This is a genomic window from Streptomyces sp. NPDC030840, assembly GCF_055572015.1.
Genome location: NZ_JBVIEE010000004.1, coordinates 232191 through 258738 on the forward strand (window position 1 = coordinate 232191; position 26548 = coordinate 258738).

The 26548-nt window shown below is 70.4% G+C and carries 23 protein-coding genes; 15 read left to right on the forward strand and 8 right to left on the reverse strand.

The window, feature by feature from the left end:
• The first annotated feature begins 274 nt into the window (after positions 1-274).
• From ACZ49J_RS11410 to ACZ49J_RS11425, 4 genes are all read left to right on the forward strand, one after another.
• Positions 275-649: a response regulator gene (locus ACZ49J_RS11410; RefSeq protein ID WP_467451260.1), complete on the forward strand. Its 375-nt coding sequence runs from the start codon at positions 275-277 to the stop codon at positions 647-649.
• A gap of 199 nt (positions 650-848) precedes the next feature.
• Positions 849-1817 carry a hypothetical protein gene (locus tag ACZ49J_RS11415; protein ID WP_467451261.1) on the forward strand — a complete coding sequence of 323 codons (969 nt, stop codon included), beginning with the start codon at positions 849-851 and terminating at the stop codon, positions 1815-1817.
• A gap of 208 nt (positions 1818-2025) precedes the next feature.
• Complete coding sequence (locus ACZ49J_RS11420; protein ID WP_467451262.1) at positions 2026-3120, forward strand: LacI family DNA-binding transcriptional regulator; 1095 nt, start codon at positions 2026-2028, stop codon at positions 3118-3120.
• On the forward strand, positions 3117-4028 hold the full coding sequence (locus ACZ49J_RS11425) for a carbohydrate kinase family protein (RefSeq protein ID WP_467451263.1): 912 nt from the start codon (positions 3117-3119) through the stop codon (positions 4026-4028). The genes ACZ49J_RS11420 and ACZ49J_RS11425 overlap by 4 nt, the downstream gene beginning before the upstream one ends.
• A 149-nt stretch (positions 4029-4177) precedes the next feature.
• Here ACZ49J_RS11425 and uvrA read toward each other — a convergent pair whose 3' ends face one another.
• Positions 4178-7204 (reverse strand): excinuclease ABC subunit UvrA, encoded by a 3027-nt coding sequence (uvrA, locus tag ACZ49J_RS11430; protein WP_467451264.1) that lies wholly within the window; start codon positions 7202-7204, stop codon positions 4178-4180.
• Between the two features lie 223 nt (positions 7205-7427).
• On the opposite strand from uvrA, the gene ACZ49J_RS11435 reads away from it, so the two are divergent.
• From ACZ49J_RS11435 to ACZ49J_RS11455, 5 genes are all read left to right on the forward strand, one after another.
• Entirely contained in the window at positions 7428-8114 is a 687-nt protein-coding gene (locus tag ACZ49J_RS11435; RefSeq protein ID WP_467451265.1) for a maleylpyruvate isomerase family mycothiol-dependent enzyme, read from the forward strand.
• Between the two features lie 10 nt (positions 8115-8124).
• Positions 8125-8781 carry an MBL fold metallo-hydrolase gene (locus ACZ49J_RS11440; protein WP_467451267.1) on the forward strand — a complete coding sequence of 219 codons (657 nt, stop codon included), beginning with the start codon at positions 8125-8127 and terminating at the stop codon, positions 8779-8781.
• Positions 8782-9171: 390 nt separating this feature from the next.
• Positions 9172-10065, forward strand: a complete 894-nt coding sequence (locus tag ACZ49J_RS11445; RefSeq protein ID WP_467451268.1) for an ABC transporter substrate-binding protein — start codon at positions 9172-9174, stop codon at positions 10063-10065.
• A 10-nt stretch (positions 10066-10075) separates the two neighbouring features.
• Entirely contained in the window at positions 10076-10984 is a 909-nt protein-coding gene (locus ACZ49J_RS11450; protein WP_467451269.1) for an amino acid ABC transporter permease, read from the forward strand.
• Entirely contained in the window at positions 10981-11757 is a 777-nt protein-coding gene (locus ACZ49J_RS11455) for an amino acid ABC transporter ATP-binding protein (protein WP_467451270.1), read from the forward strand. The genes ACZ49J_RS11450 and ACZ49J_RS11455 overlap by 4 nt, the downstream gene beginning before the upstream one ends.
• Positions 11758-11838: 81 nt before the next feature.
• Here the strand turns inward: ACZ49J_RS11455 and aroQ are convergent, their stop codons facing one another.
• Positions 11839-12312, reverse strand: coding sequence for a type II 3-dehydroquinate dehydratase (gene aroQ, locus ACZ49J_RS11460; RefSeq protein WP_467451272.1), 474 nt, complete (start codon positions 12310-12312; stop codon positions 11839-11841).
• A gap of 100 nt (positions 12313-12412) precedes the next feature.
• On the opposite strand from aroQ, the gene ACZ49J_RS11465 reads away from it, so the two are divergent.
• Entirely contained in the window at positions 12413-13462 is a 1050-nt protein-coding gene (locus tag ACZ49J_RS11465; RefSeq protein WP_467451273.1) for a S66 family peptidase, read from the forward strand.
• A 113-nt stretch (positions 13463-13575) separates the two neighbouring features.
• Positions 13576-14844 carry an MFS transporter gene (locus ACZ49J_RS11470; RefSeq protein WP_467451338.1) on the forward strand — a complete coding sequence of 423 codons (1269 nt, stop codon included), beginning with the start codon at positions 13576-13578 and terminating at the stop codon, positions 14842-14844.
• 157 nt (positions 14845-15001) lie between these two features.
• Here ACZ49J_RS11470 and ACZ49J_RS11475 read toward each other — a convergent pair whose 3' ends face one another.
• The 5 genes from ACZ49J_RS11475 to ACZ49J_RS11495 all read right to left on the reverse strand — a co-directional run bounded on the left by ACZ49J_RS11475 (position 15002) and on the right by ACZ49J_RS11495 (position 22211).
• On the reverse strand, positions 15002-16018 hold the full coding sequence (locus ACZ49J_RS11475) for a TerC family protein (RefSeq protein ID WP_467451274.1): 1017 nt from the start codon (positions 16016-16018) through the stop codon (positions 15002-15004).
• Positions 16019-16304: 286 nt separating this feature from the next.
• Positions 16305-18344, reverse strand: a complete 2040-nt coding sequence (locus tag ACZ49J_RS11480; protein WP_467451275.1) for a TerD family protein — start codon at positions 18342-18344, stop codon at positions 16305-16307.
• A 46-nt stretch (positions 18345-18390) separates the two neighbouring features.
• Positions 18391-18969 (reverse strand): TerD family protein, encoded by a 579-nt coding sequence (locus tag ACZ49J_RS11485; protein ID WP_467451276.1) that lies wholly within the window; start codon positions 18967-18969, stop codon positions 18391-18393.
• Positions 18970-19153: 184 nt separating this feature from the next.
• Positions 19154-21289 (reverse strand): excinuclease ABC subunit UvrB, encoded by a 2136-nt coding sequence (uvrB, locus tag ACZ49J_RS11490; protein WP_467451277.1) that lies wholly within the window; start codon positions 21287-21289, stop codon positions 19154-19156.
• 40 nt (positions 21290-21329) lie between these two features.
• Complete coding sequence (locus tag ACZ49J_RS11495; protein WP_467451279.1) at positions 21330-22211, reverse strand: MHYT domain-containing protein; 882 nt, start codon at positions 22209-22211, stop codon at positions 21330-21332.
• 279 nt (positions 22212-22490) lie between these two features.
• On the opposite strand from ACZ49J_RS11495, the gene ACZ49J_RS11500 reads away from it, so the two are divergent.
• Both ACZ49J_RS11500 and ACZ49J_RS11505 read left to right on the forward strand, forming a co-directional pair.
• Positions 22491-23363, forward strand: coding sequence for a glycerophosphodiester phosphodiesterase (locus tag ACZ49J_RS11500; protein ID WP_467451280.1), 873 nt, complete (start codon positions 22491-22493; stop codon positions 23361-23363).
• Between the two features lie 150 nt (positions 23364-23513).
• The gene (locus ACZ49J_RS11505) at positions 23514-24068 is read left to right on the forward strand and encodes a methylated-DNA--[protein]-cysteine S-methyltransferase (RefSeq protein WP_467451281.1); all 555 of its coding nucleotides are present in this window, start codon (positions 23514-23516) and stop codon (positions 24066-24068) included.
• A 25-nt stretch (positions 24069-24093) separates the two neighbouring features.
• Here ACZ49J_RS11505 and ACZ49J_RS11510 read toward each other — a convergent pair whose 3' ends face one another.
• Positions 24094-24522: a VOC family protein gene (locus ACZ49J_RS11510; RefSeq protein WP_467451283.1), complete on the reverse strand. Its 429-nt coding sequence runs from the start codon at positions 24520-24522 to the stop codon at positions 24094-24096.
• Between the two features lie 99 nt (positions 24523-24621).
• Here ACZ49J_RS11510 and ACZ49J_RS11515 point away from each other — a divergent pair, with 99 nt between their 5' ends.
• Together ACZ49J_RS11515 and ACZ49J_RS11520 are read left to right on the forward strand one after the other, a co-directional pair.
• Positions 24622-25530, forward strand: coding sequence for a pseudouridine-5'-phosphate glycosidase (locus ACZ49J_RS11515; protein WP_467451284.1), 909 nt, complete (start codon positions 24622-24624; stop codon positions 25528-25530).
• Between the two features lie 38 nt (positions 25531-25568).
• Positions 25569-26504: a carbohydrate kinase family protein gene (locus ACZ49J_RS11520; RefSeq protein WP_467451285.1), complete on the forward strand. Its 936-nt coding sequence runs from the start codon at positions 25569-25571 to the stop codon at positions 26502-26504.
• The last annotated feature ends 44 nt before the right edge of the window (positions 26505-26548 follow it).

Consider the following 26548-nt stretch of genomic DNA (forward strand, 5'->3'; position numbering starts at 1 on the left):
AGACCGGACCACACTCCTCCGGCCATCGCGCACAAGACCGGACCACACTCCTCCGGCCATCGCGCACAAGACCGGACCACACTCCTCCGGCCATCGGGCACGGGACGTCAGCATTCCACCGGCTCTGCGACCCACGCGAGGTGCGCACTCCCCGGCCTTCGGGCACAGGACGTCAGCACTCTTCCCGCCCCTCGCGGCCCTCGTGAACTGAGCACCCCGTACTTTTCCGGCTAGCCGGAAGGCGCAATCACCGACCGGTTGGCACCCTTGCTGCATGTCCATGCGCTGTCTGCTCGTCGATGACAGCGCCCGGTTCCTGGAGGCAGCGCGCTCCCTGCTGGAGCGCGACGGGGTCAGTGTCGTCGGCGTCGCCTCGACGGGCGCGCAGGCGATCGCGCGGGCCACCGAGCTGGCCCCGGACGTCGTGCTGGTGGACCTGGACCTCGCCGGCGAGAGCGGCTTCGACCTGGCCACGCGGCTGGCGGAGACCGTTTCCTCCGTCATCATCCTCATCTCCACGCACCCCCTGGACGACTTCGAGGAGCTCGTCGCCGCGAGTCCCGCCCGTGGGTTCCTGCACAAGTCGTGGCTGTCCGGGCGCGCCATACGCGATCTTCTGGGACCGGAGCCGGGGTCACCGACGGCTTGACGGGTGAGCGAGGCGTTCCGCGCCAGGTGTTGTCGGAGCATGGTCAACACGCTTCAATGCGGGATGGCCCGGCGCCGTGAACTGCCCACATACGGGCGTGGAGTTCCGGCCCACCGAGCACCGGCGCCCACCGGGCACCTGACGCACGTACGCGAACGGTCCGACCAGCCGTCCGCACCCCGGACAGAAAGGCCCCTGCATGCTGCACGGCACAGAGCACGCGGACGTCGCCATGGCGGAGGCCGACCTCGCCGCGGCGGAACTGGAAACGGCCTTGCGGAGCGGCCCCTTCCATGTCGCCCTGCGTGCCGCCATCGCCGCGCGCGGGCTGCCCCTGCAACGCGTCCAGCACCACCTGTCGCGCTACGGGGTGAAGGTCGGCGTGACCAGTCTGAGCTACTGGCAACAGGGCGCCCGACGGCCACAGCGTCCCGAGTCCCTGCGGGCCGTGCGCGCCCTGGAGGAGATCCTCCGCCTCCCCGACGAGTCGCTGATCCGCCTGCTCGCCGAGACCGAGGAACGCCCTGGCCAGGAACGTCACGCCGGCCGCTCGTACCGCTCCCTGGTGGAGGCGTCGGGAGTGCTGGAGCAGCTCCTGAACGAACTGGAGACGTCGCTCGACGGCGGCCTGCACACCATCGGCCACCACGAACAGGTCCGGATCGGGGCGCGCCGCGAACTGCTGGCCCGCGAGTCCCACCACATCGTGCGCGCCTACAAGGACGGTGTGGACCGATATGTGGCCGTCCACCACGGTGACCCCGGATGCGCCCCGGAGCGCATGACCGTGCGTGCCCTGGAGAACTGCCGCACGGGGCGCGTCCGCTGGCACCGCGACACCGGGGTACTCGTCGCGGAACTGCTCTTCGACCTCCGGCTGCGCACGGGCGACACCTTCCTCTTCCGGTACCGGGTCGAGGACGGCACGGCCGGGACGTCCTACGAGTACGCCCGCGGGTTCGGCTACTCGGACGGGCAGTACGCGCTCCAGGTCTGCTTCGACGAGCGGGCGCTGCCCACGCGCTGCCACCGCTTCGCCCAGCACACGGCGGCGGCCCCGCGCACCGGCCGCCACGAACTGCCTCTGAACCGCCGGCACCGCTCGGTCCACCTGGTCGAGCCGCGCGTCCGCTCCGGGATCCTGGGCATCGGCTGGGACTGGGAGTGATCTGACCGGCCGAGCGCCTCCGCCACCGTCTCCGCTCGTGCCCGTACCCATACCCGTACCCGTACCCGTGCCCTCGCCCTCGCCCTCGCCCTCGCCCTCGCCCTCGCCCTCGCCCTCACACGTAAGCGCTTGCGTAAACGTTTACGTCCTCGTCCGGATGCGGTAGCTTCCGCTCAGGCAGCTCACCGTGTTCGAGGAGGGGACCGCCTTGGCCACCATGGTCGACGTCGCGCAGCACGCGGGTGTGTCCGTGGCGACCGTCTCGCACGTGCTGAACAACACGCGCGCCGTGCGGCCGCAGACCCGCCAGCTGGTCCTCGACGCCATCGAGGCGCTCGGTTACACGCCCAACACGCTGGCCCGTTCCCTGGTCACCTCGCGGACGCGGTCCATCGGGCTCGCGGTGTCGGCGGTCAGCAACCCGTACTTCACGGAGATCCTCCAGGGCGTCGAGGCAGGCGCGCTGGAGCACGGCTACAGCCTGCTGATCGCCGATCCGCACGACGACCCGGAGCACGAGCGGAAGGTCGTCCAGCTCCTGCACGAACGGCGTGTGGACGGCATGATCGTCGCGCCCTCCGCCCGACCGGACGGCCTCCTGGACTACCTCCGCCGGCACGACGTCCCGACGGTGTTCCTGGACCGGCTGGTCACCGTGCCCGACGGCGACCCGTTCCGCTTCGACCAGGTCTGCACCGAGAGCACCGGGCCCATGGCGCGACTGGTCGGACATCTCGCCGATCTCGGCCACCGGCGCATCGGGCTGGTCGCGGGTCTGCCCGGCCTGAGCACCACGGGCGAGCGGATCACCGGCTACCGTCTCGGCCTCTCGGCCACCGGGCTGCCGTACGACGAGTCGCTCGTGGCGCAGGGCGACTCCGACGCGGAGGTGTCCCGGCGCGTCACGCGTGAGCTGCTCACCCGGGCGAGCCCGCCCACGGCGCTCGTCACCGGCAACAACGCCATGACCATCGGCGCCCTGCGCGCCATGGGCGAGCTGAGCGTCCGCGTACCCGAAGACGTCGCGCTGTGCTGCTTCGACGACTTCGCGTGGGCCGATCTGTTCCACCCACGGCTCACCGCCGTCGCCCAGCCCAGCAAGGAGATCGGCGCTCAGGCCGTGCGGCTGCTGCTGGAGCGGCTGGGTACGCCTGAGCAGCCCGCCCGTACTGTCCGGCTGCCCTCCACGTTCGTCCACCGCGGCTCGTGCGGCTGTCCGGAAAGCCGCGAGAGCACCCCACGTCCGGAGATCTCCGTGGGCGCGCGGAGCCCGAAGGACTCCCAGAAAGGACCCGACTCGTGATCGTCGTCGCCGGTGAGGCCCTGATCGACCTGGTACCGCGGGGCGCGGGCGCCCTCGTGGACCTCCAGCCCGCTCGCGGCGGCGGCCCTTACAACACGGCGGTGGCCCTCGGCCGCCTCGGCTCGCCCACCGCGTTCTGTTCCCGCGTCTCGCGCGACGCGTTCGGTGACGCGCTGCTGGACGGGCTGCGCGCGGCGGGTGTGGACGTGGCGTCCGTGCAGCGCGGTGCGGAGCCGACGACCCTCGCCGTGGCCTCGATCGACGAGAGCGGTTCGGCCGCGTACTCCTTCTACGTCGAGGGCACGGCGGACCGGCTGTTCGAGGCTCCCGGCGGCCTGCCCGCCGGCACGAGGGCCGTGTCCTTCGGTACCTGCTCGCTCGTCCTGGAGCCCGGCGCGAGCGCGTACGAGGAGCTGATGCGGACGGCCGCGGCCCAGGGGGTCTTCACCGCGCTCGACCCGAACATCCGGGCAGGGCTCATCCCGGACGCGGACGCCTACCGTGCCCGGTTCAAGAGCTGGCTGCCGTCGGTGTCCCTGCTGAAGCTCTCCGAGGAGGACGCCCGGTGGCTCGGCGGCACCCCGCGTGAATGGCTGGCCTCCGGCCCCGCCGCCGTCGTGGTCACGCACGGCGGCGACGGGCTGACGGCCTTCACCGGCGACGGCGGCGAACACTCCGTTCCGGGCGAACGCGTTGACGTCGTGGACACCATCGGCGCCGGCGACACGGTCAACGCGGCCCTGTTGCACGGTCTGTCCACGTGGGACGCGCTGTCCCCCGAGGCCCTCGTGGGCCTCGGCGCCGACGGCTGGGCGCGGCTGCTGCGGTTCGCGGCGCGCGCTGCGGCGATCACCTGCTCCCGGGCGGGCGCGGAACCGCCGTACGCCACCGAACTGGGCGGCCTGTGACCGTCGCCGTGGAGCCTGTGGTGTCCGCGGACTCGGCGGACGCGGCGGACTCGAACGGCTGCTGACGTGCGGCGGGCGGTGTCCCGCGGGGAGTTCCCGTGGGACACCGCCCGTCGTGCGCTTCGCTGTCTCGCCTCAGGGCGCGGACGTCACGCCTTGGGTGCCCGCGCCGCCTTCTTCGTGGCGGCCCTCTTGGTGGCCGAGGCGGCCTTCCTGGTCGCCGTGTTGTTGGCGGTCTTCGCCGTGGCTGTCTTCCTGGCCGTCGCCGTGGCGGCGACCGCCTTCTTGGCCGCGGCCTTGCGCGGGGCCTTCACCTGGGCGGCGTCGCTGACGCGCTCGGCGCCCAGGATCTCCCGCAGGAACTTGCCCGTGTGGCTGGCCGGGACCCCGGCGACCTGCTCGGGCGTGCCCTCGGCGATGACGAGGCCGCCGCCGCTGCCGCCCTCGGGGCCCATGTCGACGATCCAGTCGGCGGTCTTGATGACGTCGAGGTTGTGCTCGATGACGATGACCGTGTTGCCCTTGTCGACGAGGCCCGACAGCACCGAGATGAGCTTGCTGATGTCCTCGAAGTGCAGACCGGTGGTCGGCTCGTCGAGCACGTACACCGTGCGCCCGGTGGACCGCTTCTGCAGTTCGCTCGCGAGCTTGACGCGCTGGGCCTCACCGCCGGACAGCGTCGGCGCGGGCTGGCCGAGCCGGACGTAGCCGAGACCGACGTCGTTGAGTGTCTTCAGGTGTCGGGCGATCGCGGGCACGGCCTCGAAGAAGCCGAGGGCCTCCTCGATCGGCATGTCAAGGACCTCGGAGATGGACTTGCCCTTGTAGTGGACCTCCAGGGTCTCCCGGTTGTAGCGCGCCCCGTGGCAGACCTCGCACGGGACGTACACGTCCGGCAGGAAGTTCATCTCGATCTTGATGGTGCCGTCGCCGGAGCAGTTCTCGCAGCGGCCGCCCTTGACGTTGAAGGAGAAGCGCCCGGGCTGGTAGCCGCGCACCTTCGCCTCGGTCGTCTCGGCGAACAGCTTGCGGACGTGGTCGAAGACTCCGGTGTACGTCGCCGGATTGGACCGCGGGGTGCGGCCGATGGGCGACTGGTCGACGTGGACGACCTTGTCGACGAGGTCGTCGCCGTCCACGCGCGTGTGGCGGCCGGGCACGGTCCTCGCGCCGTTCAGCTCGCGGGCCAGGTGCGTGTACAGGATGTCGTTGACCAGCGTCGACTTGCCGGAACCCGACACGCCTGTGACGGCGGTGAGCACGCCCAGCGGGAAGGACACGTCGATGTCCTGGAGGTTGTTCTCGCGGGCGCCGTGCACCGTGAGCCTGCGGCCCGGGTCGACGGGGCGGCGGATGTCCGGGAGTGCGATCTCCTTCTTGCCCGCCAGGTACTGCCCGGTCATCGACTCGGCGTTGTCCAGCAGCTCCTTCAGGGGACCGCTGTGCACGACCTTGCCGCCGTGCTCGCCGGCGCCGGGGCCGATGTCGACGATCCAGTCGGCGGTCTTGATGGTGTCCTCGTCGTGCTCGACGACGATGAGCGTGTTGCCCATGTCGCGCAGCCGGACGAGGGTCTCGATCAGCCGGTGGTTGTCGCGCTGGTGGAGGCCGATGGACGGCTCGTCGAGGACGTAGAGGACTCCGACGAGTCCGGAGCCGATCTGGGTGGCCAGGCGGATGCGCTGGGCCTCGCCGCCGGAGAGGGTGCCGGCCGCACGGTTCAGCGACAGGTAGTCCAGGCCGACGTCGACGAGGAACCGCAGCCGCTCGTTGACCTCCTTGAGCACCCGCTCGGCGATCTTCTTGTCGCGGGCGTTGAGCTTCAGCTCGCCCAGGAACTCCGCGCAGTCGCTGATGGACATCGCCGAGACCTCGGCGATCGACTTCTCCATGATCGTGACCGCGAGGACGATCGGCTTCAGGCGCGTGCCCTCACAGGTAGGACAGGGCACCTCGCGCATGTAGCCCTCGAAGCGCTCACGGCTGGCGTCGCTCTCGGCCTCGCTGTGCCGCCGCTTCACGAACGGGACGGCGCCCTCGAAGGCCGTGGTGTACACGCGCTCGCGCCCGTACCGGTTGCGGTAGCGGACCTCGATCTGCGTCTTGTGGCCGTAGAGCAGGGCCTTCCTCGCGCGCTGCGGGAGACCGGCGAAGGGAATGTCGGTACGGAATCCCAGCGCGTCGGCGAGGGCTCCGATGAGACGGCCGAAGTAGTCCTTGGTGTGACCGTGCGACCAGGGGTGGATGGCGCCCTCGTCGAGCGACTTCTCCTCGTCCGGGACGATCAGCTCGGGGTCGACCTCCATGCGCGTACCGATGCCGGTGCAGTCCGGGCAGGCGCCGAAGGGCGAGTTGAAGGAGAAGGAGCGGGGCTCCAGTTCCTCGAAGGACAGGTCGTCGTACGGGCAGTACAGGTGCTCCGAGTACATGCGCTCGCGCTCGGGGTCGTCCTCGGGGAGGTCGACGAAGTCGAGCACGACCATGCCGCCGGACAGGCCGAGGGCCGTCTCCACGGAGTCGGTGAGGCGGCGCTTGGCGGAGTCCTTCACCGTGAGGCGGTCGACGACCACCTCGATGGTGTGCTTCTCCTGCTTCTTCAGCGTCGGCGGCTCGGAGAGCTGGATGGTCTGCCCGTCCACGCGCGCGCGGGAGTAGCCCTTGGTCTGCAGGTCGGCGAAGAGGTCGACGAACTCGCCCTTGCGCTCGCGCACCAACGGCGACAACACCTGGAAGCGGCTCCCCTCCGGCAGCTCCAGGACCTTGTCGACGATGGCCTGCGGCGACTGACGCGAGATCGGGCGGCCGCACTCGGGGCAGTGCGGCTTGCCGATGCGCGCGAAGAGCAGTCGCAGGTAGTCGTAGACCTCGGTGATGGTGCCGACCGTCGAGCGCGGGTTGCGCGAGGTCGACTTCTGGTCGATGGAGACAGCCGGGGACAGACCCTCGATGAAGTCCACGTCCGGCTTGTCCATCTGGCCGAGGAACTGCCGGGCGTACGAGGACAGCGACTCCACGTAGCGGCGCTGGCCCTCGGCGAAGATGGTGTCGAAGGCCAGCGAGGACTTGCCCGACCCCGACAGGCCCGTGAAGACGATGAGCGAGTCGCGCGGCAGGTCGAGCGAGACGTTCTTCAGGTTGTGCTCGCGCGCGCCACGGACGATGAGACGGTCGGCCACGCCGGTCCGCACCTTTCTTGAGTGAAGTAGCAGGGGCGGGACCCCCACCCCTCACAGACTAGGGGGAGCCACTGACAGCGCCGGTCCTGTTTCCCCGTTCCACAACAATCCCGGGCCTTCCAGCATGCCCGACGCAGACCCCGACCATATAGCACGCGCATTCGATTTGCGGCGGCGGTCCACATCCTTCACCCAAACGTGTGGCGGGGTTAGGGTCGGACTCATGATGGATCACGCCCGCGACCTGGCATCTGTACGTGACGCGACCGAACGGCTCCTCACCGCAGCCGCCAAGCTGGACAACGCCTCTGTCTCCGAGCCGTCGCGGCTGCCGGGCTGGACCCGCGGCCACGTCCTCGCCCACCTCGCCCGCAACGCGGACGCTCTCGTGAACGTCTCCCAGGGGCGCCCCATGTACGTCTCCGAAGACGCCAGGGACGCCGACATCGAGCGGGACGCCCCGCGTCCCCTGGACGTCCACCTCGCCGACGTGCGCGAGAGCGCGAACCGCTTCCAGGACGCCACCTCGGCGTCCGCGGACTGGTCGCGCACGGTGGAGCTGCGCAACGGGGTGACCGACCAGGCGGCGAGGGTGCCTTTCCGGCGCTGGGTCGAGGTGGAGTTGCACCACGTGGACCTCGGGATCGGGTACGAGCTGGAGGACCTGCCGGAGGAGTTCGTGCAGCGGGAGATCGCCTTCCTCGCGGACCGCTTCGCGGGGCACCCCGAGGTACCGCCGACCCGGTTGACGGACGGCACGCGCGCGTGGAGCACGGGCCGCACCTCGTCCGGGGCGGAGGTCACGGTGACCGGTGCCGCCCCCGAGCTGCTCGGCTGGCTGGCCGGGCGCCGCGAAGGAGCGGGGCTGGACACCTCGGGCGGCCCCCTCCCGTCGCTGCCCCCGCTATAGGCTTGCAGACATGACGTACAGCGGAGCGGTGAAGGTCGGCGGCCCTGCGGATGTGCACGAACTGCAGGACCTGATGATCTCCAAGGTCGCGGTCGGCCCGATGGACAACAACGCGTACTTGCTGCGCTGCCGGGCCACCGACGAACAGTTGCTGATCGACGCGGCGAACGACGCGGACACGCTGCTCACGCTGATCGGCGGCGACGGCATCGCCTCCGTCGTCACCACGCATCAGCACGGTGACCACTGGCAGGCGCTCGCCGAGGTCGTGGCGGCCACGGGTGCGCGTACCTACGCGGGCCGGGACGACGCCGACGGCATCCCGGTACCGACCGACGTCCCGGTCGACGACGGCGACACGATCCGGGTGGGGCGCGTCGAGCTGACGGCCCGCCATCTGGTCGGCCACACACCGGGGTCGATCGCACTCGTCTACGACGACCCGCACGGGCACCCCCATGTGTTCACGGGGGACTGCCTGTTCCCGGGAGGTGTGGGCAACACACGTAAGGACCCAAAGGCGTTCGCCAGTCTGATCCACGACGTCGAGACGAAGATCTTCGACGTGCTCCCGGATGAGACATGGGTCTACCCGGGACACGGCAACGACACGACACTGGGTGCGGAGCGTCCGCATCTGCCGGAGTGGCACGCACGGGGCTGGTGACACCCCGGACTTTCCTGAAGGCCTAAGGCCGTTCTTGAAGTCCCTGACGCCGGGCGGAAGTTGGTGCACCGCCCGGCGCGCACCGCGGGGCGCGCGCCGTACGCGCCCCGTGTGAACCGAACACACGCGCTGGTGCCCTTCGCGCGCTCCCGGCGCAGTCATTGGCGCAGTCCACTGGAAGCAGGCCCGCACAGGATGACGGCTCCTGTGGGGTATGGGCCGCCGGCCATTCAATCCCCGCCCTCGGCCGGCGGCCCCTCGGGCTGACCGCCGGGCCCTCGGGGAGGTTTCCCGCCAGGTGTTCACGAGATCGCAACACGCGCTCCCACTATGCGGACAATTGCCGTCGTGACCTCGACAAACGGGACTCCGCACTGTCAGTCTCCCGCCATGCCTCTCGCCCTTGGAGCGCCTCGCGCCCTGCGCCGCGCCGCGTCCGCCGTCACCGTCGCCCTGCTAGCCGTCGCCGTGGGCTGCGCCCCGCAGCCCGAGGACGACGCGTCCGGCGATGCCTCCGGCTCCGCCCAGGAGAACTGCGCCAGGGGCAGGTTGAGCACCGAGACGTCCGGCAAGCTGACGATCGCGACCGACAAGCCGGCGTACGAGCCCTGGTTCGAGGACGACGACCCCGCGAACGGCAAGGGCTTCGAGTCGGCGGTCGCGTACGCCGTGGCGAAGCAGCTCGGCTACGACAAGTCCGACGTGGTCTGGCAGACCGTGCCCTTCAACAAGGCCTTCGCGCCCGGTGAGAAGACCTTCGACTTCGACATCAACCAGGTGTCCATCAGCGACGAGCGCAAGAAGGCCGTGGACTTCTCGTCCGGCTACTACGACGTGCGCCAGGCCGTCATCGCGCTCAAGGGCTCCAAGGCCGCGAAGGCGACGAGCATCGCCGGCCTCAAGGACGTGAAGCTGGGCGCCCAGGTCGGCACCACCAGCCTCGACTACATCAACGACGTGGTGAAGCCCCAGCAGGAGGCCGCCGCGTTCGCCAAGAACGACCAGGCCAAGTCCGCGCTGAAGAACGGCCAGGTCGACGCCATCGTGGTCGACCTGCCGACCGCCTTCTACATCACCGCGGCCGAGGTGACGGACGCGAAGATCGTCGGACAGTTCGAGAACGAGGGCGGCACTCCGGAGCAGTTCGGACTCGTCCTCGACAAGGGCAGTGCGCTCACTTCGTGCGTGACGGACGCCGTGGACGCCCTGCGCGAGGACGGCACGCTGGCGAAGATCGAGAAGCAGTGGCTGTCCGACGCCGTCGACGCCCCGGTGCTCAAGTGACGGTGCTGAAGTGACTGTTCTGAAGGAGGAGTCCGGGCAGGACGAACCGGGCGACGTGCGGGGTGGGGGCGAGGCGTACGTCCCCTCCCAGCGGCGGATCGAACGGGAGGCCTACAAGCGTGCCCGCACCCGCCGCGCGACCGCGATCGCCGCGCTCTCGACCCTGGTCACGGCTGTCGTCCTCTATCTGATCGTCGTCAACGCGCCGGGCTGGCCACGCACCAGGGAGACCTTCTTCGACTGGGGGTACGCGCGCGAGGCGTTCCCCAAGGTCCTCGAAGGGCTGTGGCTCAACGTCCGGCTGCTGCTGGTGTGCGGTGTCGCGGTGCTCGTCCTCGGCATGCTCATCGCCATCGCGCGCACCCTGCCCGGCCCCGTCTTCTTCCCCCTGCGGGCGCTGGCCGCCGCGTACACCGACTTCTTCCGGGGCCTGCCGCTCATCATCAACCTGATGATCGTCGTGCTGGGCGTCCCGGCTCTGCGTCTGCAGGGCGTGACCGTCGATCCGGTGCTGCTGGGCGGCACGGCACTGACACTGACGTACTCGGCGTACGTCGCCGAGGTGTTCCGTGCGGGCATCGAGTCCGTGCACCCCTCGCAGCGGGCGGCGGCACGCTCCCTCGGCCTGACCAGCCGGCAGGCACTGCGGCACGTCGTCCTTCCCCAGGCGGTGCGCCGCCAGGTGCCGCCCCTGCTCAACGACCTGGTGTCGCTGCAGAAGGACACGGGGCTCGTGTCGATCGGTGGCGCGGTCGACGCCGTGCGCGCGGCCGACATCATCGTGGGCCGCAGTCTCAACTACACGCCGTACATCGTCGCCGGGCTGGTCTTCGTCGCGCTGACCATCCCCATGACCCGCTTCACGGACTGGGTCACCGCCCGCATGGACCGGCGCAGGGCCCAGGGAGGCACGCCATGAGTCAGTCCACGGAGCAGTCCTCGCCGCAGTCCCCGGTGCTGCGGATGGAGTCCGTCCGCAAGACCTTCGGTGGTGCTGTGGTCCTGCGCGACGTCGACCTGGAGGTCGCCCCGCACACGGTGACCGCCCTGATCGGTGCCTCCGGGTCCGGCAAGTCGACACTGCTGCGCTGCGCCAACCTCCTGGAGGAGATCGACGACGGGGCGATCTGGCTGGACGACGAGGAGATCACGCACCCCCGGGCGGACCAGGACGCGGTGCGCCGCCGGATCGGCGTGGTCTTCCAGGCGTACAACCTCTTCCCGCACATGACCGTCCTGGAGAACATCACCCTCGCCCCGCGCCGCGTCCACGGCGTGGCCCGCCCGGAGGCCGAGGAACGCGCCCGGGAGCTGCTGGAACGGCTCGGGCTCGGCGACAGGGCGGCCGAGTACCCCGACCGGCTGAGCGGCGGGCAGCAGCAACGCGTGGCGATCGTCCGCGCGTTGGCCGTACGGCCCCGGCTGCTGCTCCTCGACGAGATCACCGCCGCACTCGATCCGGAACTCGTGGGCGAGGTCCTCACCGTCGTCCGGGATCTGAAGGACGAGGGCATGACCATGGTGCTGGCGACGCACGAGATGGGCTTCGCCCGCGAGGTCGCGGACCAGGTGTGCTTCCTGGACGGCGGCGTGGTCCTGGAGCGCGGCACCGCCGAGCAGGTCTTCGCGGATCCGCAGCAGGAGCGCACCCGACGCTTCCTGCGGCGGATCGTGGACGCCCGGCGGCTGTGAGGCGGGAGATCTGGGACGGGGCTCGCGGACAGTCCGTATGAGGGCGGTCTGCGGGCGGCTTCGAGCCCCGTCCGGGCCCGCTCAGGTGTCCGCCTGTCCCCCTCCCGCCAGCGCCGCGACCCGCTCCACCCCGAACACGTACCCCTGGACCCCACAGCCCGCGATGACCCCGTCGGCGCGGAGCGAGACGTACGAGTGGCGCCGGAACTCCTCCCGCTTGTGGACGTTGGAGATGTGGACCTCCACCACGGGCAGGCCGTCACAGGTGTTGAGGGCGTCCAGGATCGCGACCGAGGTGTGCGAGTAGGCGCCGGGGTTGATGACGATGCCGCAGTGGTTCAGGCGCGCCTCGTGGATCCAGTCGACCAGTTCGCCCTCGTGGTTGGACTGCCGGAAGTCCACCGTGCCGCCGTGCGCGGCCGCCGCCTTGGCGCACAGGGCCTCGACGTCGGCGAGCGTGTCGGAACCGTAGATCTCGGGCTGGCGCTGGCCGAGAAGGTTCAAATTGGGCCCGTTGAGGATCATGATCGGGGCGTTGGCGAGGGTGCGGGGCACGGTTCCTCCGGTCCGGTCGCTCGGGCGGCCGTCCAAGGCCGCTGCTCAGACCCGGTTTATCACGGTGCACCGGCAGTGAGTGAGCCCGTACGCTCCCCGCATGACCGCACCCGCGTATCCACCCAAGCCCTCCCCCGGCGACCGCGTAGCCGTGCTCTCCCCGTCCTCCGGACTGCCGGGACTCCTCCCCCTCCCCTTCGAACTGGGTCTGGAACGGCTGCGCAACGACTACGGCCTCGAACCGGTCGAGTACCCGACCACCCGGAAAATGGGCTCGCCACCCCAGGCACGCGCCGACGACATCCACGCGGCCTTCGCCGACCCGGGCATCAAGGCGGTCATCGCGTCGATCGGCGGCGACGACCAGATCACGGTGCTGCCGCTGCTGGACCGCGAGCTGATCCGCGCCAACCCGAAACCGTTCTTCGGTTGGAGCGACAACACGAACATGCTCGCGTACCTGTGGAACACCGGCATTGTCGGCTACCACGGTGCGTCCGTGATGGCCGAGTTGGGCCGGCCGGTCGCGATGCACCCGTTGACCGCCGAGTCGGTGCGGGCGGCCCTCTTCACCTCGGGTGAGTACGAGCTCAGGCCCGCCGAACGCTGGAGCGACGTCAGCCGCGACTGGGCGGACCCGGCGACCTTCGCGTCCGAGCCGGAGACCCGACCGGGCACGGGCTGGACCTGGGTCAACGCGGACCGGGTGGTCGAAGGCCGCAGCTGGGGCGGCTGCCTGGAGATCGTGGGCTGGCTGCTGATGGCCGACCGCGAGGTCCCTCGCGACCTCTCGGTGTTCGACGGCGGCGTGCTGTTCCTGGAGACCTCGGAGGAAATGCCGAGCGGCGAGGAGGTCTTCCGCACCCTTCGCAACATGGGCGAGCGCGGACTGCTCCAGCGCTTCTCCGCGCTCCTGATGGGCCGGGCCAGGACCAGGTCGATCGAGCGACCCGGCACCAGCCCGGAGGAGGGCGCCCGTTACGCGGCCGAACAGCGCGAGGCCGTGCTGCGCGCCCTGCGCGTGTACGCCGCCGACATGACGATCGTCTTCGACGTGGATCTCGGGCACACCGATCCCCAGGTCGTCATCCCCTATGGGGGCGCGATTCGCGTGGACGGTCCCGCCCGGCGCATCACGGTGACGTACTGAGACTCGTGGGGAGGCACTGACGTCGTACGGACCACCGCGCGCCCCCGTAACCGCCCGTCACCGTGGGTAGTTGACGCGGCATGCGCCATGCACACACCGTGAGACCACCCTCCATGTTGCGGCTCGCGGCCGCCTCGCTCGCCGGGACGGCCATCGAGTTCTACGACTTCTTCGTGTACGGCACGGCGGCCGCGCTGGTCCTGGGGCCGCTGTTCTTCCCGACGTTCTCGCCGGTGGCGGGCATGCTCGCCGCCTTCGCGACCTTCGGCGTCGGCTTCGTCGCTCGCCCCCTGGGGTCGGTGCTGTTCGGGCACATCGGGGACCGGCACGGACGGCGGCCGGTCCTGGTCGCCTCGCTGCTGCTGACCGGCGGGGCGACGGTCGCCGTCGGCTGCGTCCCGACGTACGACTCGATCGGGCTGGCCGCTCCCGCGCTGCTGCTCGGGCTGCGTTTCCTGCAGGGGCTCGGGGTCGGCGGGGAGTGGGGCGGGGCCGTGCTGCTGACGGCGGAGCACGCGCCTGCCGAGCGGCGCGCGTTGTGGTCCAGCTTCCCGCAGATCGGCCCGGCGGTGGGGTTCTTGCTGGCCAACGGCGTGATGCTGGTGCTGTCGGCGACGCTTTCGGAGGACCGGTTCGCGTCCTGGGGATGGCGGGTGCCGTTCTGGGTGGCGGGGGCGCTGGCCCTGGCCGGGCTGTGGCTGCGCTCCTCTCTCGCCGAGAGCCCCCAGTTCCTCGGCATCGACAACCACGCGCGCGTGCCCCTCGCCGAAGTGGTGCGCGGCCACTGGCGGCTGGTGCTGCTGACAGCCGGGGCGCTCGCGACCGGGTACGCCGTGTTCTACGCGGTGACGACCTGGTCCCTCGCGTACGCCACCGAACGGCTGGGCGTGGACCGTACGGTCATGCTGGCCTGCATCATGGCCGCCGTGGTCGTCAAGGGCGCGCTCACGCCGGTGGCGGCGCTCCTCGGCGACCGGTTCGGTCGGCGGCCCATGTGTCTGGTCGGCTGCGCGGCGTCCGCGCTGTGGATGTTCCCCATGGTGAGACTCCTGGCGACCGGTGAGCCGCTGCTGATGTTCTTCGGCTTCCTCGTGGCGATGCTCGCGTTCATCACGATGTTCGCCGTCATCGCGGCGTATCTGCCCGAACTGTACGAGCCCCGTGTGCGGTGCACGGGGGCCGCGGTGGGCTACAACCTGGGCGGGGTGCTCGGCGGCGCCCTGACGCCGATCGTGGCGACAGCCGCGGCTCAGGGCGAGGGGATTCCCTGGGGCGTGGCCGCGTACCTGACGGGCATCGCGCTGCTGAGCCTCGGCTGCTTCGCGTTGCTGCCGGAGACACACCCGGGGCGGGTGGTCGCTGCCGGAGCCACCACCGGCTGAGGCGAGGACGGGCGGCCCCGACTGAGAGAGACGGGCCCGTTGCACCGACCGCGGCGGGCCCGTCCCAGGTGCCCCGAGTCGCGGGGCACCTGGACGAACAAGCACCGGGAGCGGTGGCCTGCGACGCGACCAGCGGTGCTCCCGGTGCTGGTTGTCGCTACGCCTGCGGCCGTCCGGCCTCGACGCTGTCCTGCGGAGCGCCTTCGGTCTCCTGCTGCGCCGCCTCGGCCGCCGCCTGCTTCTTGGAAGCCATCAGGCTGGTGATCGTGGTGACGATCAGGACCGAGCAGATCACGCCGAGCGAGACCGGTATGGAGATCTCGGGGACGTGGACGCCGGACTCGTGCAGCGCGTGCAGCACCAGCTTGACGCCGATGAAGCCGAGGATCACCGACAGTCCGTAGGAGAGGTGGACCAGCTTCTTCAGCAGGCCGCCGATGAGGAAGTACAGCTGCCGCAGGCCCATCAGCGCGAAGGCGTTGGCCGTGAACACGATGTACGGGTCCTGGGTCAGACCGAAGATCGCCGGGATCGAGTCGAGTGCGAAGAGCACGTCCGTCGTGCCGATGGCGAGCATCACGACCAGCATCGGCGTCATGACCCGCTTGCCGTTCTGCTCGATCCACAGCTTGGTGCCGTGGTAGCGGTCGGCCACGCCGAAGCGCTTTTCGGCCGCCTTGAGCAGCTTGTTCTCCTCGTACTCCTCCTCGGGCTCGTCGGCCCTGGCCTCCTGGATCAGCTTCCAGGCGGTGTAGATCAGGAAGGCGCCGAAGATGTAGAAGACCCAGGCGAAGCTGGAGATGATGGCGGCGCCCGCGGCGATGAAGACGGCGCGCAGCACGAGGGCTATCAGTACACCGATGAGCAGGACCCGCTGCTGGTACTGAGAGGGCACCGAGAACTTCGCCATGATCAGGACGAAGACGAAGAGGTTGTCGACGCTCAGCGACTTCTCGGTGATGAAGCCGGCGAAGAACTCCCCGGCGGGCTGCCCACCGGAGAAGACGAGCAGGCCGAGCCCGAAGAGCACGGCGAGGACGATCCAGACAACCGTCCAGATCCCGGCTTCCTTGATGGACACGTCATGCGGCTTGCGGCCGATGAAGAAATCGACCGCGATGAGGGCGGCAAGGCCCACGATGGTCAGGACCCACAGGGTCGTGGAAACTTCCACTGCGCCTCCGGCAGTACGTAACGGCAAATGTCAGCGTCGTCGCTACCGGAGGTCTCTTCCACCCGTGCCCGCCCCTGGCGTCTGACACGCCTGGTGCCGCCGGGCCGACGCCCCGGGATCTGGCCAGATCCGTACTGACGGGTGCGCCGCAGTTGGTAGGGAGTACTCCCCTCCGTGTGGAAAAGAGTACCCGAATCACCAAGGAAAGGTAAAGGGTTGAGCAAAAGCGAGGTCAAAATGCCTGGTCAGATGGCTTTGCTTGCGCTTGGGGCGTAACCCGGAGGGCTCAACGGTTCCAGGAGCGGCGGGCCGCCGCGACCTGGGTGAGGACCTGCTGCAGGACCTGACTTCCGGGTGGGACGAGCGCGGGTTCGTACGTCCAGGCGTGCCCCACCCAGGGGTCGGCGAGGTGGTCGTCGGGCACGGGTGTGAGTCGCAGCAGCGAACGCCAGAGGGGGTCGAGCAACGGCCCGTACGCGGCGGCGTCCTGACGGTCGGCGACCATCATCAGGTGGACACCCACGGCCGGGCCCTCGTCCGCGAGGTAGCGCAGCTGCGTGACGGCCCGGTCGTCGAAGCCGTGCGGGAAGTCATTGACGATCAGCAGCTGTTCGGACGTGTCGAAGTCCGGGGGCAGGGCGTCGGACGCGCCACCGCGCACCGCCATCTGCACCAGGTCGACGCGCTGGGTGAGCCGGCTCAGCATCTCGGTCACGCCCGCGGCTCCGGCGGCGGGTGGACCTGCGAGCACGCCGGTCCGCACCAGCGGCGCGAGCGCGGACGCGCCCGTACCGGCGGGGTCGATGACCTGCACCGAGAAGTCGCCCGGCGGGTAGACCGCGAGGATCCGTGCGGCGAGCGCGGCCGCCGTCTCCAGGGCCAGGACGCGCAGTTCGTCGGAGTCGGTGAGCGAGGCTTCGTCCGACCCGGAGCGGCCGCTGTCGATCCACAGCCCCCGCTCCAGCGGCAGTCGGACCAGCATCGGTATCCGCAGGTTCTCGCTCTCGGGGAGGTGTAGGTCGCCCAGGCGCAGGGCCATGGGGGTCTCCATCGGGACCCGGTAGCCGTGCCAGACGGGGTTGTCCCAGCGCGCGTACGCCGGGGGCAGTGCCGGCTCGACGACGTCCGCCTCCGCCTTGAGCTGGGCGAGGTCCCGGTCGAGGGCCTCCCTGGCACGTTCGACGAGCTGCGTGTGCCTGGCCCGGGCCGCCTCGCGCGCGGCGTCGCCCTGGCCGCCCATTCGGTTGCGCGGGTCGGACAGGACCTTGTCGAGCTCCTGTTCCATGCGCGAGTCGGCGAAGTCGACGGCGCTGCGGTAGGCGGCCGTGGTGCGGGCCAGGTCCTCGAACATGCCCCACACCTGGTTGTAGAGCCGCTCGTCCATGGACCAGCCGGTGGCGTCACCGGCGACGGGCTGCGCGGGCTGTCCCGGCTGGGCCTCTGGCGCGGTCGGCGGAGGCGGCGGAGCAGCCGCGGTCTGCCGACCGGGGTGCGTGTAGTTGACGGGGCCACCGGCAGTGGGTGCGGCGGACGGTGTGCCGGCGGGCGGTCCCGCCGACGCGGGCCCCGGCTGCGGTGCCGCTCCGTGGTCGGCTCGCCTGCTGCCCTGGGCGTCCGGGGCGCCGTAGGGGCTGTGCGGCGGTGACCCGTTCGGGGAGGTGCCCTGGGGGGCGGTGGCGCCGTGGGTCTGGTCGTGGCCCTGTGCCGGGGCGGCGGCGTGCCGGGGGCGGTCGGCATCGGGGATCCGGGGCGGGGGCGCCGCCACCGAGCGGGCCAGGCCCTGGGCCACCGCTTCGTTGATGCCGTGCGCGAGCTGCGGCGCCTCGGACAGGCCCTGGTCGGCGAGGAGTTCGGCGAGGCCACCCGCGTATCCCTGGCCGACCGCGCGGACCTTCCACGCGCCCTGCCGGCGGTAGAGCTCCAGGGCGACGACCGCCGACTCGGAGTCCAGGCCGGTGACGGTGTAGCTGGCGATCTCGGTGCCGTCGAGGCAGGTGACGGCGAGGAAGGGAGCGGCGACGGCACCGAACCGGACGGGGCCCCCGACGCCGGACGGCAGCGCGAGCAGCACGCTCACCCTGTGCACGGTCTGCGGCAGGGCGTCCAGGTCGAAGGCGAGACGGTGGTCGGCCGCCGCCTGCCTGGACACCTCGAGGCCGGGCAGCGTGGGCGCGCCCGGGTGGGCCACCCACTCCACGCCGTGCACCTTGCCGTGCTCGTCGCTGAGCGTGGCCCCGGCCACGATCGGCTTGCCGGCCGAGACACGGACTTCCAGTCGGACCTCGGGGAGCGGATGGTTCTGCCCCCGGACCAGCTCGGCCGTCATCGCCTTCGCCCCCCTGTGTCGCTGTGTGCGCTGCGCTTCGGTCTGCCTACAGGACCGGCAGGATCGCCGGCATCAGGTCCTGGAAGGTGCGGCCGTTGGCTGCGGAGCCGATGGCCGTCATGCTCCAGCCCCCGCCGACCCTGTGCACCTTCGCCATGATCTGGGCGGTGTAGTTGCCGCCGCCGTCCAGCGTGTAGCGCGCCAGCTCCTGGCCGTTGGTCTCGTCGACCAGGCGGCAGAAGGCGTTCTGCACCTCCTGGAAGGTCTGGCCCGTGAAGGAGTTCACGGTGAAGACGATCTGGTCGATGTGGACCGGAACGCGCGCCAGGTCGACGAGGATGGCCTCGTCGTCGCCGCCCTGGCCGACACCGCCGACGAGGTTGTCTCCTGTGTGACGTACGGAGCCGTCGTCGCTGACGAGGTGGCGGAAGAAGACGACGTCGACCGGCTGCTTGTCCGCGAACAGCACAGCCGAGGCGTCGAGGTCGATCTCCCGGGTGCGGGAACCGAACAGCCCGCGACGCGGGGCGGCCTGCCAGCCGAGCCCCATGCGCACCGCGGTCAGCGTGCCCCCGTCGTTCTTCTGCAGGCTGATGGCCTGCCCCTTGGTCATGTTGACCGTCACGGGCTGTTCCCCTCTCGAACTGTCCCCTGTTGCCGCAGAGTCCGCGGTTGACCAGCACCCTACGGTTCTGTGCGGACGGTGCCGAACCCTGGGTCGCACTTTGTGTCGGTCTTGCAACACAGTGCGCCCGAGCCGGTGGCGCGGGGTCCTCTCCCGGTACTCTGCGCCGTCCCGTGCGGGACTCTCAGGACAGACCTGCCTCCTGCATCTGCCGCAGTTCCTTCTTCATCTCGGACACCTCGTCGCGCAGGCGGGCGGCGATCTCGAACTGGAGGTTGGCCGCCGCCGCGCGCATCCGCTCCGTCATTTCCTCGATCTGCTCGGCGAGCTCCGAGGCCGGACGGTCGGTCGGCACGGTGTCCCGCGCCTTGCCCTTGGCGGACTTGGCGTCCTTGGCCGCTTTGCCGAGAGCAGGGACGGGGGCCTTGGCGCCCTTGCCGTCCTTCCCCTTGCGGTAACCCGTACCGAGCAGCTGCTCCGTGTCCACGTCCTCGCGGGCGATCTGCGCCACGATGTCGTTGATCTTCTTGCGGAGCGGCTGGGGGTCGATCCCGCGCTCCTTGTTGTACGCGATCTGCTTCTCCCGGCGGCGGTTGGTCTCCTCGATGGCCTTCTCCATCGCCGGAGTGATCTTGTCGGCGTACATGTGGACCTGGCCGGAGACGTTGCGCGCCGCGCGGCCGATGGTTTGGATGAGGGAGGTCCCGGAGCGCAGGAAGCCCTCCTTGTCGGCGTCGAGGATCGCCACCAGGGAGACCTCCGGCAGGTCGAGGCCCTCGCGGAGGAGGTTGATTCCGACCAGGACGTCGAACTCTCCGGAGCGCAGCTCGCGGAGCAGCTCGACACGGCGCAGGGTGTCGACGTCGCTGTGGAGGTAGCGGACCTGGATGCCGAGTTCCAGGAAGTAGTCCGTGAGGTCCTCGGCCATCTTCTTGGTGAGCGTGGTCACGAGGACACGCTCGTCCTTCTCGGTACGCCCCCGGATCTCGTGCACCAGGTCGTCGATCTGCCCCTCGGTCGGCTTGACGACGACCTCTGGGTCGACGAGTCCGGTGGGACGGATGATCTGCTCGACCTGGCCGTCGGCGCGGGAGAGCTCGTACTGCCCGGGGGTCGCCGACAGGTAGACGGTCTGGTCGATGCGCTCCTGGAACTCCTCCCACTTCAGCGGGCGGTTGTCCAGCGCGGAGGGCAGCCGGAAGCCGTGGTCGACCAGGGTGCGCTTGCGGGAGGCGTCGCCCTCGTACATGGCGCCGATCTGCGGGACGGTGACATGCGACTCGTCGATGACGAGGAGGAAGTCCTCGGGGAAGTAGTCCAGCAGGGTGTTCGGCGGGGAGCCCGGTGCGCGGCCGTCGAAGTGCATCGAGTAGTTCTCCACGCCGGAGCAGGAGCCGATCTGGCGGAGCATCTCGATGTCGTACGTGGTGCGCATGCGCAGCCGCTGGGCCTCCAGGAGTTTGCCCTGCTTCTCCAGCTCGGCCAGGCGCTCCTCCAGCTCCTTCTCGATGTCGTTGACCGCGCGCTCCATGCGCTCGGGGCCGGCGACGTAGTGGGAGGCCGGGAAGACGTACAGCTGCTCGTCGTCGCTGATGACCTCGCCGGTGAGGGGGTGCAGCGTCGAGAGCGCCTCGATCTCGTCGCCGAACATCTCGATGCGGACGGCCAGCTCCTCGTAGACCGGGAAGATCTCGATCGTGTCGCCGCGGACGCGGAAGGTGCCGCGGCTGAACGCCATGTCGTTGCGGGTGTACTGGATGTCCACGAAGCGGCGCAGCAGATCATCGCGGTCGATCTCGTCGCCCACTCTGAGGGGGACCATCCGGTCGACGTATTCCTGTGGGGTACCGAGGCCGTAGATGCAGGAGACCGAGGCGACCACGACGACGTCGCGGCGGGTGAGCAGCGAGTTCGTCGCGGAGTGGCGCAGGCGCTCCACCTCCTCGTTGATCGAGGAGTCCTTCTCGATGTAGGTGTCCGACTGCGGGACGTACGCCTCGGGCTGGTAGTAGTCGTAGTACGAGACGAAGTACTCGACTGCGTTGTTCGGCAGGAGCTCGCGGAACTCGTTCGCCAGCTGGGCGGCCAGCGTCTTGTTCGGCGCCATGACGAGGGTGGGGCGCTGAAGCTTCTCGATCATCCACGCGGTGGTGGCGGACTTGCCGGTGCCGGTCGCACCCAGCAGGACGACGTCCTTCTCACCTGCGTCGATGCGCCGCGCGAGCTCGGCGATGGCCGCGGGCTGGTCGCCACTTGGCTGGTAGGGGCTGACGACCTCGAAGGGCGCCACCGTGCGTTCGATCTTTGATACGGGCCGCATGGAATCCACCGTACGACTCCGCACTGACAACGGGCTCTGATCACCAGTTCTGCGGTGTGCGGGAGCCAGGCCGCCGGGGGCGCTGGTGGTGGTGGCGGGAGCGGGCCGCGGGGCGCCTGCCGAGGTGGGCGGCGGTGGCGTGGGCGGGAATGCCGGGGCGCTGCTCGGCGGTGGTCCAGGCGGCGGGCTTGCCCATGACCATCATGGGGTCGAACAGCACGACGACACCGGCGAGGAATAGGAACGCGAGCGGGCCGATCATCATCGGCGCGAGCAGGGAGGCGGGGGATTCGCCCCCGGGGACGCTGCCGGCGGGACCGTGCAGGTGGACGCGGAGCGCGGCCATGCCCGTGTAGTGCATGCCGGTGACCGCGAGGCCCATGACGAGGCTGGCCCCCACGCTCCACAGGAAACCGCGGACCTGCCCGGCGGCCCAGAGGGCGGCGGTGGCGGCCGCGACCGCTATGACGACCGAAGCGCACACGGTGAAGGTGTTGTACTCGAGCTTTCCGTTGAGACGCATGCCTGCCATGCCCAGGTAGTGCATGGTGGCGATGCCCAGACCGGTGATGGTGCCGCCGGTGAAGAGGGCCGTTCCCGTCGCCCCTTTGTATCCGACGATGAAGATCCCGATACCGACCATCACGATCGCCACGGCCAGGCTCGCGAACGTGATCGGTTTGTCGTAGTGGATCGGGGTCTCCCGGACCGTGAAGCCCATCATCGCGATGAAGTGCATGGTCCAGATGCCGGACCCGATCGCCGCCGCGCCCATGGCGAGCCAGCCGACCCGCCAGCGACCGGCGACAAGCATCGATCTGGTGGTGCAGCGCAGGCCGAGCGCACCGCCGAGGCAGGCCATGAGATAGGCCACCAACGGCGTGACGAGTCCGTAGCTGAAGCCGTCGACCGTGCCCTGCATGCGCGGCTGCCCTTCCCACCCTGTTACGTCACGAACGTACTGAATTGCCCCCACCCCGGAACCGCGGACAAGCAGTCAGGGGTGAGCAGAGAGTATGACTCCCACCGGAATGGTCGAACGATAATCCGGCAAAGAAACACGGCCCTGCCCCACTTGTGCGGTGTCCGTGTGCGGACTTGGGCATCTCCATTCAATTCGTGGCCATCCTGCGCCCCCCTCCCGTTGACCGTCTGCTGTCACTCTGGAGCTGTCCGTGACCGCTCGACGCGAGGAGTACGCATGCACGTGCGCGCTGTTGCCACCGCGACCACCGCGCTCATGGGGGCCACCGTCCTCTTCCTCCCCACTTCCCACGCCCAGGCCGCTCCCACGAGCGGCAGTCCCCTGGTGGTGGCGCATCGCGGAGCCTCCGCGTACGCACCCGAGAACACGCTGGCGGCCGTGGACAAGGCCGCCGAGATGGGCTTCCCCTGGGTGGAGAACGACGTCCAGCGCACCAAGGACGGCGAACTCGTCGTCCTCCACGACGCCTCCCTGGCCCGAACGACGAACGTGGAGGAGGTCTTCCCCGGCCGGTCGCCGTGGAACGTGCGGGACTTCACCGCCGCGGAGGTCGCCCGGCTGGACGCGGGCAGCTGGTTCAGCTCCCGGTACAAGGGCGCGCGCGTGCCGACCCTGAAGCAGTACATGGACCGCGTGTCGCGCAATCACCAGAAGCTCGTCCTGGAGATCAAGAACCCCGCTCTCTACCCCGGCATCGAGCGGGAGACCCTCAAGGTGCTGAGCAACGAGGGCTGGCTCAGCCCGGCGCGACTGAGGAACAGTCTGGTCGTCCAGAGCTTCAGCGCCGACACCGTGCGGACGGTTCACCGGCTGCGTCCCGGCGTCAAGACCGCCTTCCTGGGCACCCCCTCGGTCGCCGACCTGCCCGAGTACGCCACGTTCGCCGACCAGATCAACTCCTCGTACACCACGATCTCCCGCAGCTACGTCACCGCGATCCATGCGTTCGACGGGCCGCACGGCAAGCCGCTGGAGATCCTCACCTGGACCGTCGACGACGCGACCGACGCCCGCCGCGTCGCCGGGTACGGCGTGGACGGCATCATCACGAACAAGCCCGACGTCGTCCGGGACGCGACTGAGCGCTGACGGGCGAGCACTGACACGGACGGAGCGCTGACGGAGGGCTGTCGGTGCCCTGACGGAGGGCCGCCGGGAGCGGGCCCCCGCCCGGGGTTCGGACATGCGCGTGTGTCCGAACCCCGGGTGCTGTCAGTGGGGCGCCGTACGGTGGGTCGCATGAACAGCCACGGGCAGAACGAGCAGCAGGTCGTGTGGGCCGTCGTGGACACGGACATCGGTCCACTCCTGCTGGCCGCGACGCGTGAAGGCCTGGTGAACGTCGTGTTCCACGCCACGGAGACGGTCCGGGACAAGGCGCTCGACCGGCTGGCGTCCCGGCTCGGCACCGAGCCCGCCGAATTGCCGGACTCCCCGCTGCTGACCGAGGCGATACGTCAGGTCGAGGCCTACTTCACGGGTGAGCGGCGCACCTTCGACCTGCCCCTGGACTGGTCGCTGATCTCCGGCTTCAACCGCCAGGTGCTGCGCGAGCTGGCGTCCGGTGTCCCGTTCGGCACGGTCGTGGGGTACGGCGACCTGGCAGGGCGGGTGGGGCAGCCCGGCGCGGCCCAGGCGGTGGGCATGGCCATGGGGGCGAACCCCCTGCCGGTCGTGGTGCCCTGCCACCGGGTCGTCGAGAGTGACGGCGGGATCGGCGGGTTCGGAGGTGGCCTGGAGACCAAGCGGAAGCTGCTGGCGCTGGAGGGAGTGCTTCCGGAGCCGTTGTTCTGAAGCACTGCCGGCCCGGCCCCCGTGCCTACTCGTAGTGCCGCGCCTCGAACACGTTGCCGTCGGGGTCGCGGAAGTAGAAGCTGCGGCGAGCCATGCCGCGGGCGCCGAACGAGTCGTACGAGAAGTCCGAGACGGGCACGCCCCGCTCCTCGAGCCGGGCCCTCAGCGCCTCGAAGTCGTCGGTCTCGAAGGAGAGGCACACATGGTTGACCGGGTGACCCGCGCTCTCCGCGGCCCCGGGCACCATGGTCATGCGTTCGGCCATCGTGAGCGGCATGAGGTCGAGGATGGTCTCCTCGTTGACCCGAACCGAAGGGAACGGCACCTGGCCGCTGGCGTACTCGGTGAGCCTCACCGGCCGCAGCCCGACGGCCTTCTCGTAGAAGTCGGCCGCGGCGATCGGGTCACGGGCCCAGAGGACCACATGGTCGAGGCGTGTCGCGTTGTCCTTCATGTGTCCCAGGCTGGTGGCCTCCCCCACAGGTCGCAAGGGTTTGGCCGGGCGCGCCGCCCGCCAGAGATGAGGGAGAGCCCGAAGACAGGAGGCAGGCGCGTGGTGCTGGTGGTGTCCGAAGAGGTGCGGGAGGCGCTCGACGCCCGCCGTCCGGTGGTGGCCCTGGAGTCCACGATCATCGCGCACGGGCTGCCGCGCCCGCGCAATCTGCAGGTCGCGCTCGAGCTGGAGGAGGTGGTGCGCAGGGAGGGCGCCGTCCCGGCGACGATCGCCGTGCTGGACGGGCGGCCCCGCGTCGGCCTGGACAAACAGCAGCTGGAGCGTGTCGCGAACGAGGACGGGATCCGCAAGCTGGGCCACCGGGACCTGCCGCTCGCGGTGGCGTCGGGGGTGAGCGGTGCGACCACCGTGTCGGCGACCGCGCTGCTCGCGGCCCTCGCCGGCGTACGGGTGTTCGCGACAGGCGGTCTCGGCGGGGTGCACCGGGAGTGGACGGTCACCCAGGACGAGTCCGCGGATCTCGGGTTGCTGGCGCGCACGCGGATCACGGTGGTCTGCGCGGGAGTGAAGTCGATCCTGGACGTGCCGGCGACGCTGCAGCGCCTGGAGACGCTGGGTGTCGCCGTCGCCGGATACGGCACGGACCGTTTCCCCGGCTTCTACCTGTCCGACTCGGGGCACCCGGTGGACTGGACCCTGGAGTCGCCGGAGCGGGTGGCGGAGGTCATGCGCGCGCAGGACGCGCTCGACGGGCCGGATTCGGCGCTCATCGTCGCCAACCCCGTGCCGGAGGCGGAGCAGCTCGATCCCGGGCTGCACGCCCGTGTGCTGGCCGACGCGCTGCACGCGTGCGAGGCGGAGGGCGTCACCGGTCAGGCCGTCACACCGTTCCTGCTCGACTACCTGGTGCGGCACACCGACGGCGCGTCGCTGAGCGCGAACCTGGCGGCGGTGCGCGGGAACGTACGGCTCGCGGCCCGCATCGCGGCGGCCTGGTCCGGGATGTGACCGGTCCGGGCGGGCGAGGGCGAAGAAGGAGCATCGAGGTGCCGCCTTCCGGTGGGGCGCTGCTGGTCGTCGGGGACGTCGTCACCGACATCGTCGCCCGGCACCGAGGACCGCTCGCGTCGGGGACGGACACCACCGCGTCGGTGAGGACCCTGCCGGGAGGTGCGGGTGCCAACGTGGCGTGCTGGGCTGCTCACTGGGGCTGCGCGGAGGTTCGGCTGCTCGGGCGGGTGGGCGCGGACGCGGCCGCGTGGCACGAACGGGCACTGGCGGCCTGTGGCGTGCGGCCGCGCCTCGTCGTCGATCCGGTGGCGCCGACGGGAACGGTCATCTGCCTGGTCGACACCGACGCGGCGGCCGAGCGGACGTTCCTGACGGACAGTGGGGCGTCCTTGCGGCTCGACCCCGGAGACTGGTCGGACGCCCTGCTCGACGGGGTCGCCCGGCTGCATCTGTCGGGTTATCTGCTGTTCTCCGGGCCGAGCCGTGCGCTGGTCGCGGTGGCCCTGGACTCGGCACGCGCGCGTGGCGTGCCGGTGAGCCTGGATCCCGCGTCGGCCGGTTTCCTGGCGGGGCTGGGTGCGGACCGCTTCCTGGCGCTCGTCGAGGGGATCGACCTGCTGCTGCCCAGTCGTGACGAGGCGTGCCTGATCACGGGCCTGCCCGATCCGTCGGACGCGGCGGCCGAGCTGAGCCGCCACGTTCCGCTGGTGGTCGCCAAGCAGGGCGCTGACGGAGCGCTGGTGGCCCGGTCCGGGGCCGTCTGCGCGCGTGTTCCCGCCGTTCCCTCCACCCCGAGCGACACGACAGGCGCCGGCGACGCCTTCACTGGTGCGTTCCTCGCCGCTCTCCTCGCGGGCTCCGGTCCCGAGGAGGCGGCGGGCGAGGGATGTCGTGCCGGAGCGCTGGCCGTGCGACGGGTGGGCGGGCGGCCACCAGAGCGGCCACCCGGGCGGCCACCGGTGGCGAGCTGACGGCGCCGCGCCGGCTCCGTGGGACCAAGCAGGTGGGAGGACTT

What these genes read in the sequence shown, in the direction of transcription:
- ACZ49J_RS11440 (WP_467451267.1), top strand. Translation starts at nt 8,125, where the DNA reads ATGACGTACAGCGGAGCGGTGAAGGTCGGCGGCCCTGCGGATGTGCAC.
- ACZ49J_RS11505 (WP_467451281.1), top strand. Translation starts at nt 23,514, where the DNA reads ATGAACAGCCACGGGCAGAACGAGCAGCAGGTCGTGTGGGCCGTCGTG.
- ACZ49J_RS11435 (WP_467451265.1), top strand. Translation starts at nt 7,428, where the DNA reads ATGATGGATCACGCCCGCGACCTGGCATCTGTACGTGACGCGACCGAA.
- ACZ49J_RS11510 (WP_467451283.1), bottom strand. Translation starts at nt 24,522, where the DNA reads ATGAAGGACAACGCGACACGCCTCGACCATGTGGTCCTCTGGGCCCGT.
- ACZ49J_RS11500 (WP_467451280.1), top strand. Translation starts at nt 22,491, where the DNA reads ATGCACGTGCGCGCTGTTGCCACCGCGACCACCGCGCTCATGGGGGCC.
- ACZ49J_RS11480 (WP_467451275.1), bottom strand. Translation starts at nt 18,344, where the DNA reads ATGACGGCCGAGCTGGTCCGGGGGCAGAACCATCCGCTCCCCGAGGTC.
- ACZ49J_RS11495 (WP_467451279.1), bottom strand. Translation starts at nt 22,211, where the DNA reads ATGCAGGGCACGGTCGACGGCTTCAGCTACGGACTCGTCACGCCGTTG.
- ACZ49J_RS11465 (WP_467451273.1), top strand. Translation starts at nt 12,413, where the DNA reads ATGACCGCACCCGCGTATCCACCCAAGCCCTCCCCCGGCGACCGCGTA.
- ACZ49J_RS11455 (WP_467451270.1), top strand. Translation starts at nt 10,981, where the DNA reads ATGAGTCAGTCCACGGAGCAGTCCTCGCCGCAGTCCCCGGTGCTGCGG.
- ACZ49J_RS11470 (WP_467451338.1), top strand. Translation starts at nt 13,576, where the DNA reads ATGTTGCGGCTCGCGGCCGCCTCGCTCGCCGGGACGGCCATCGAGTTC.
- uvrB (WP_467451277.1), bottom strand. Translation starts at nt 21,289, where the DNA reads ATGCGGCCCGTATCAAAGATCGAACGCACGGTGGCGCCCTTCGAGGTC.
- ACZ49J_RS11415 (WP_467451261.1), top strand. Translation starts at nt 849, where the DNA reads ATGCTGCACGGCACAGAGCACGCGGACGTCGCCATGGCGGAGGCCGAC.
- ACZ49J_RS11445 (WP_467451268.1), top strand. Translation starts at nt 9,172, where the DNA reads ATGCCTCTCGCCCTTGGAGCGCCTCGCGCCCTGCGCCGCGCCGCGTCC.
- ACZ49J_RS11410 (WP_467451260.1), top strand. Translation starts at nt 275, where the DNA reads ATGTCCATGCGCTGTCTGCTCGTCGATGACAGCGCCCGGTTCCTGGAG.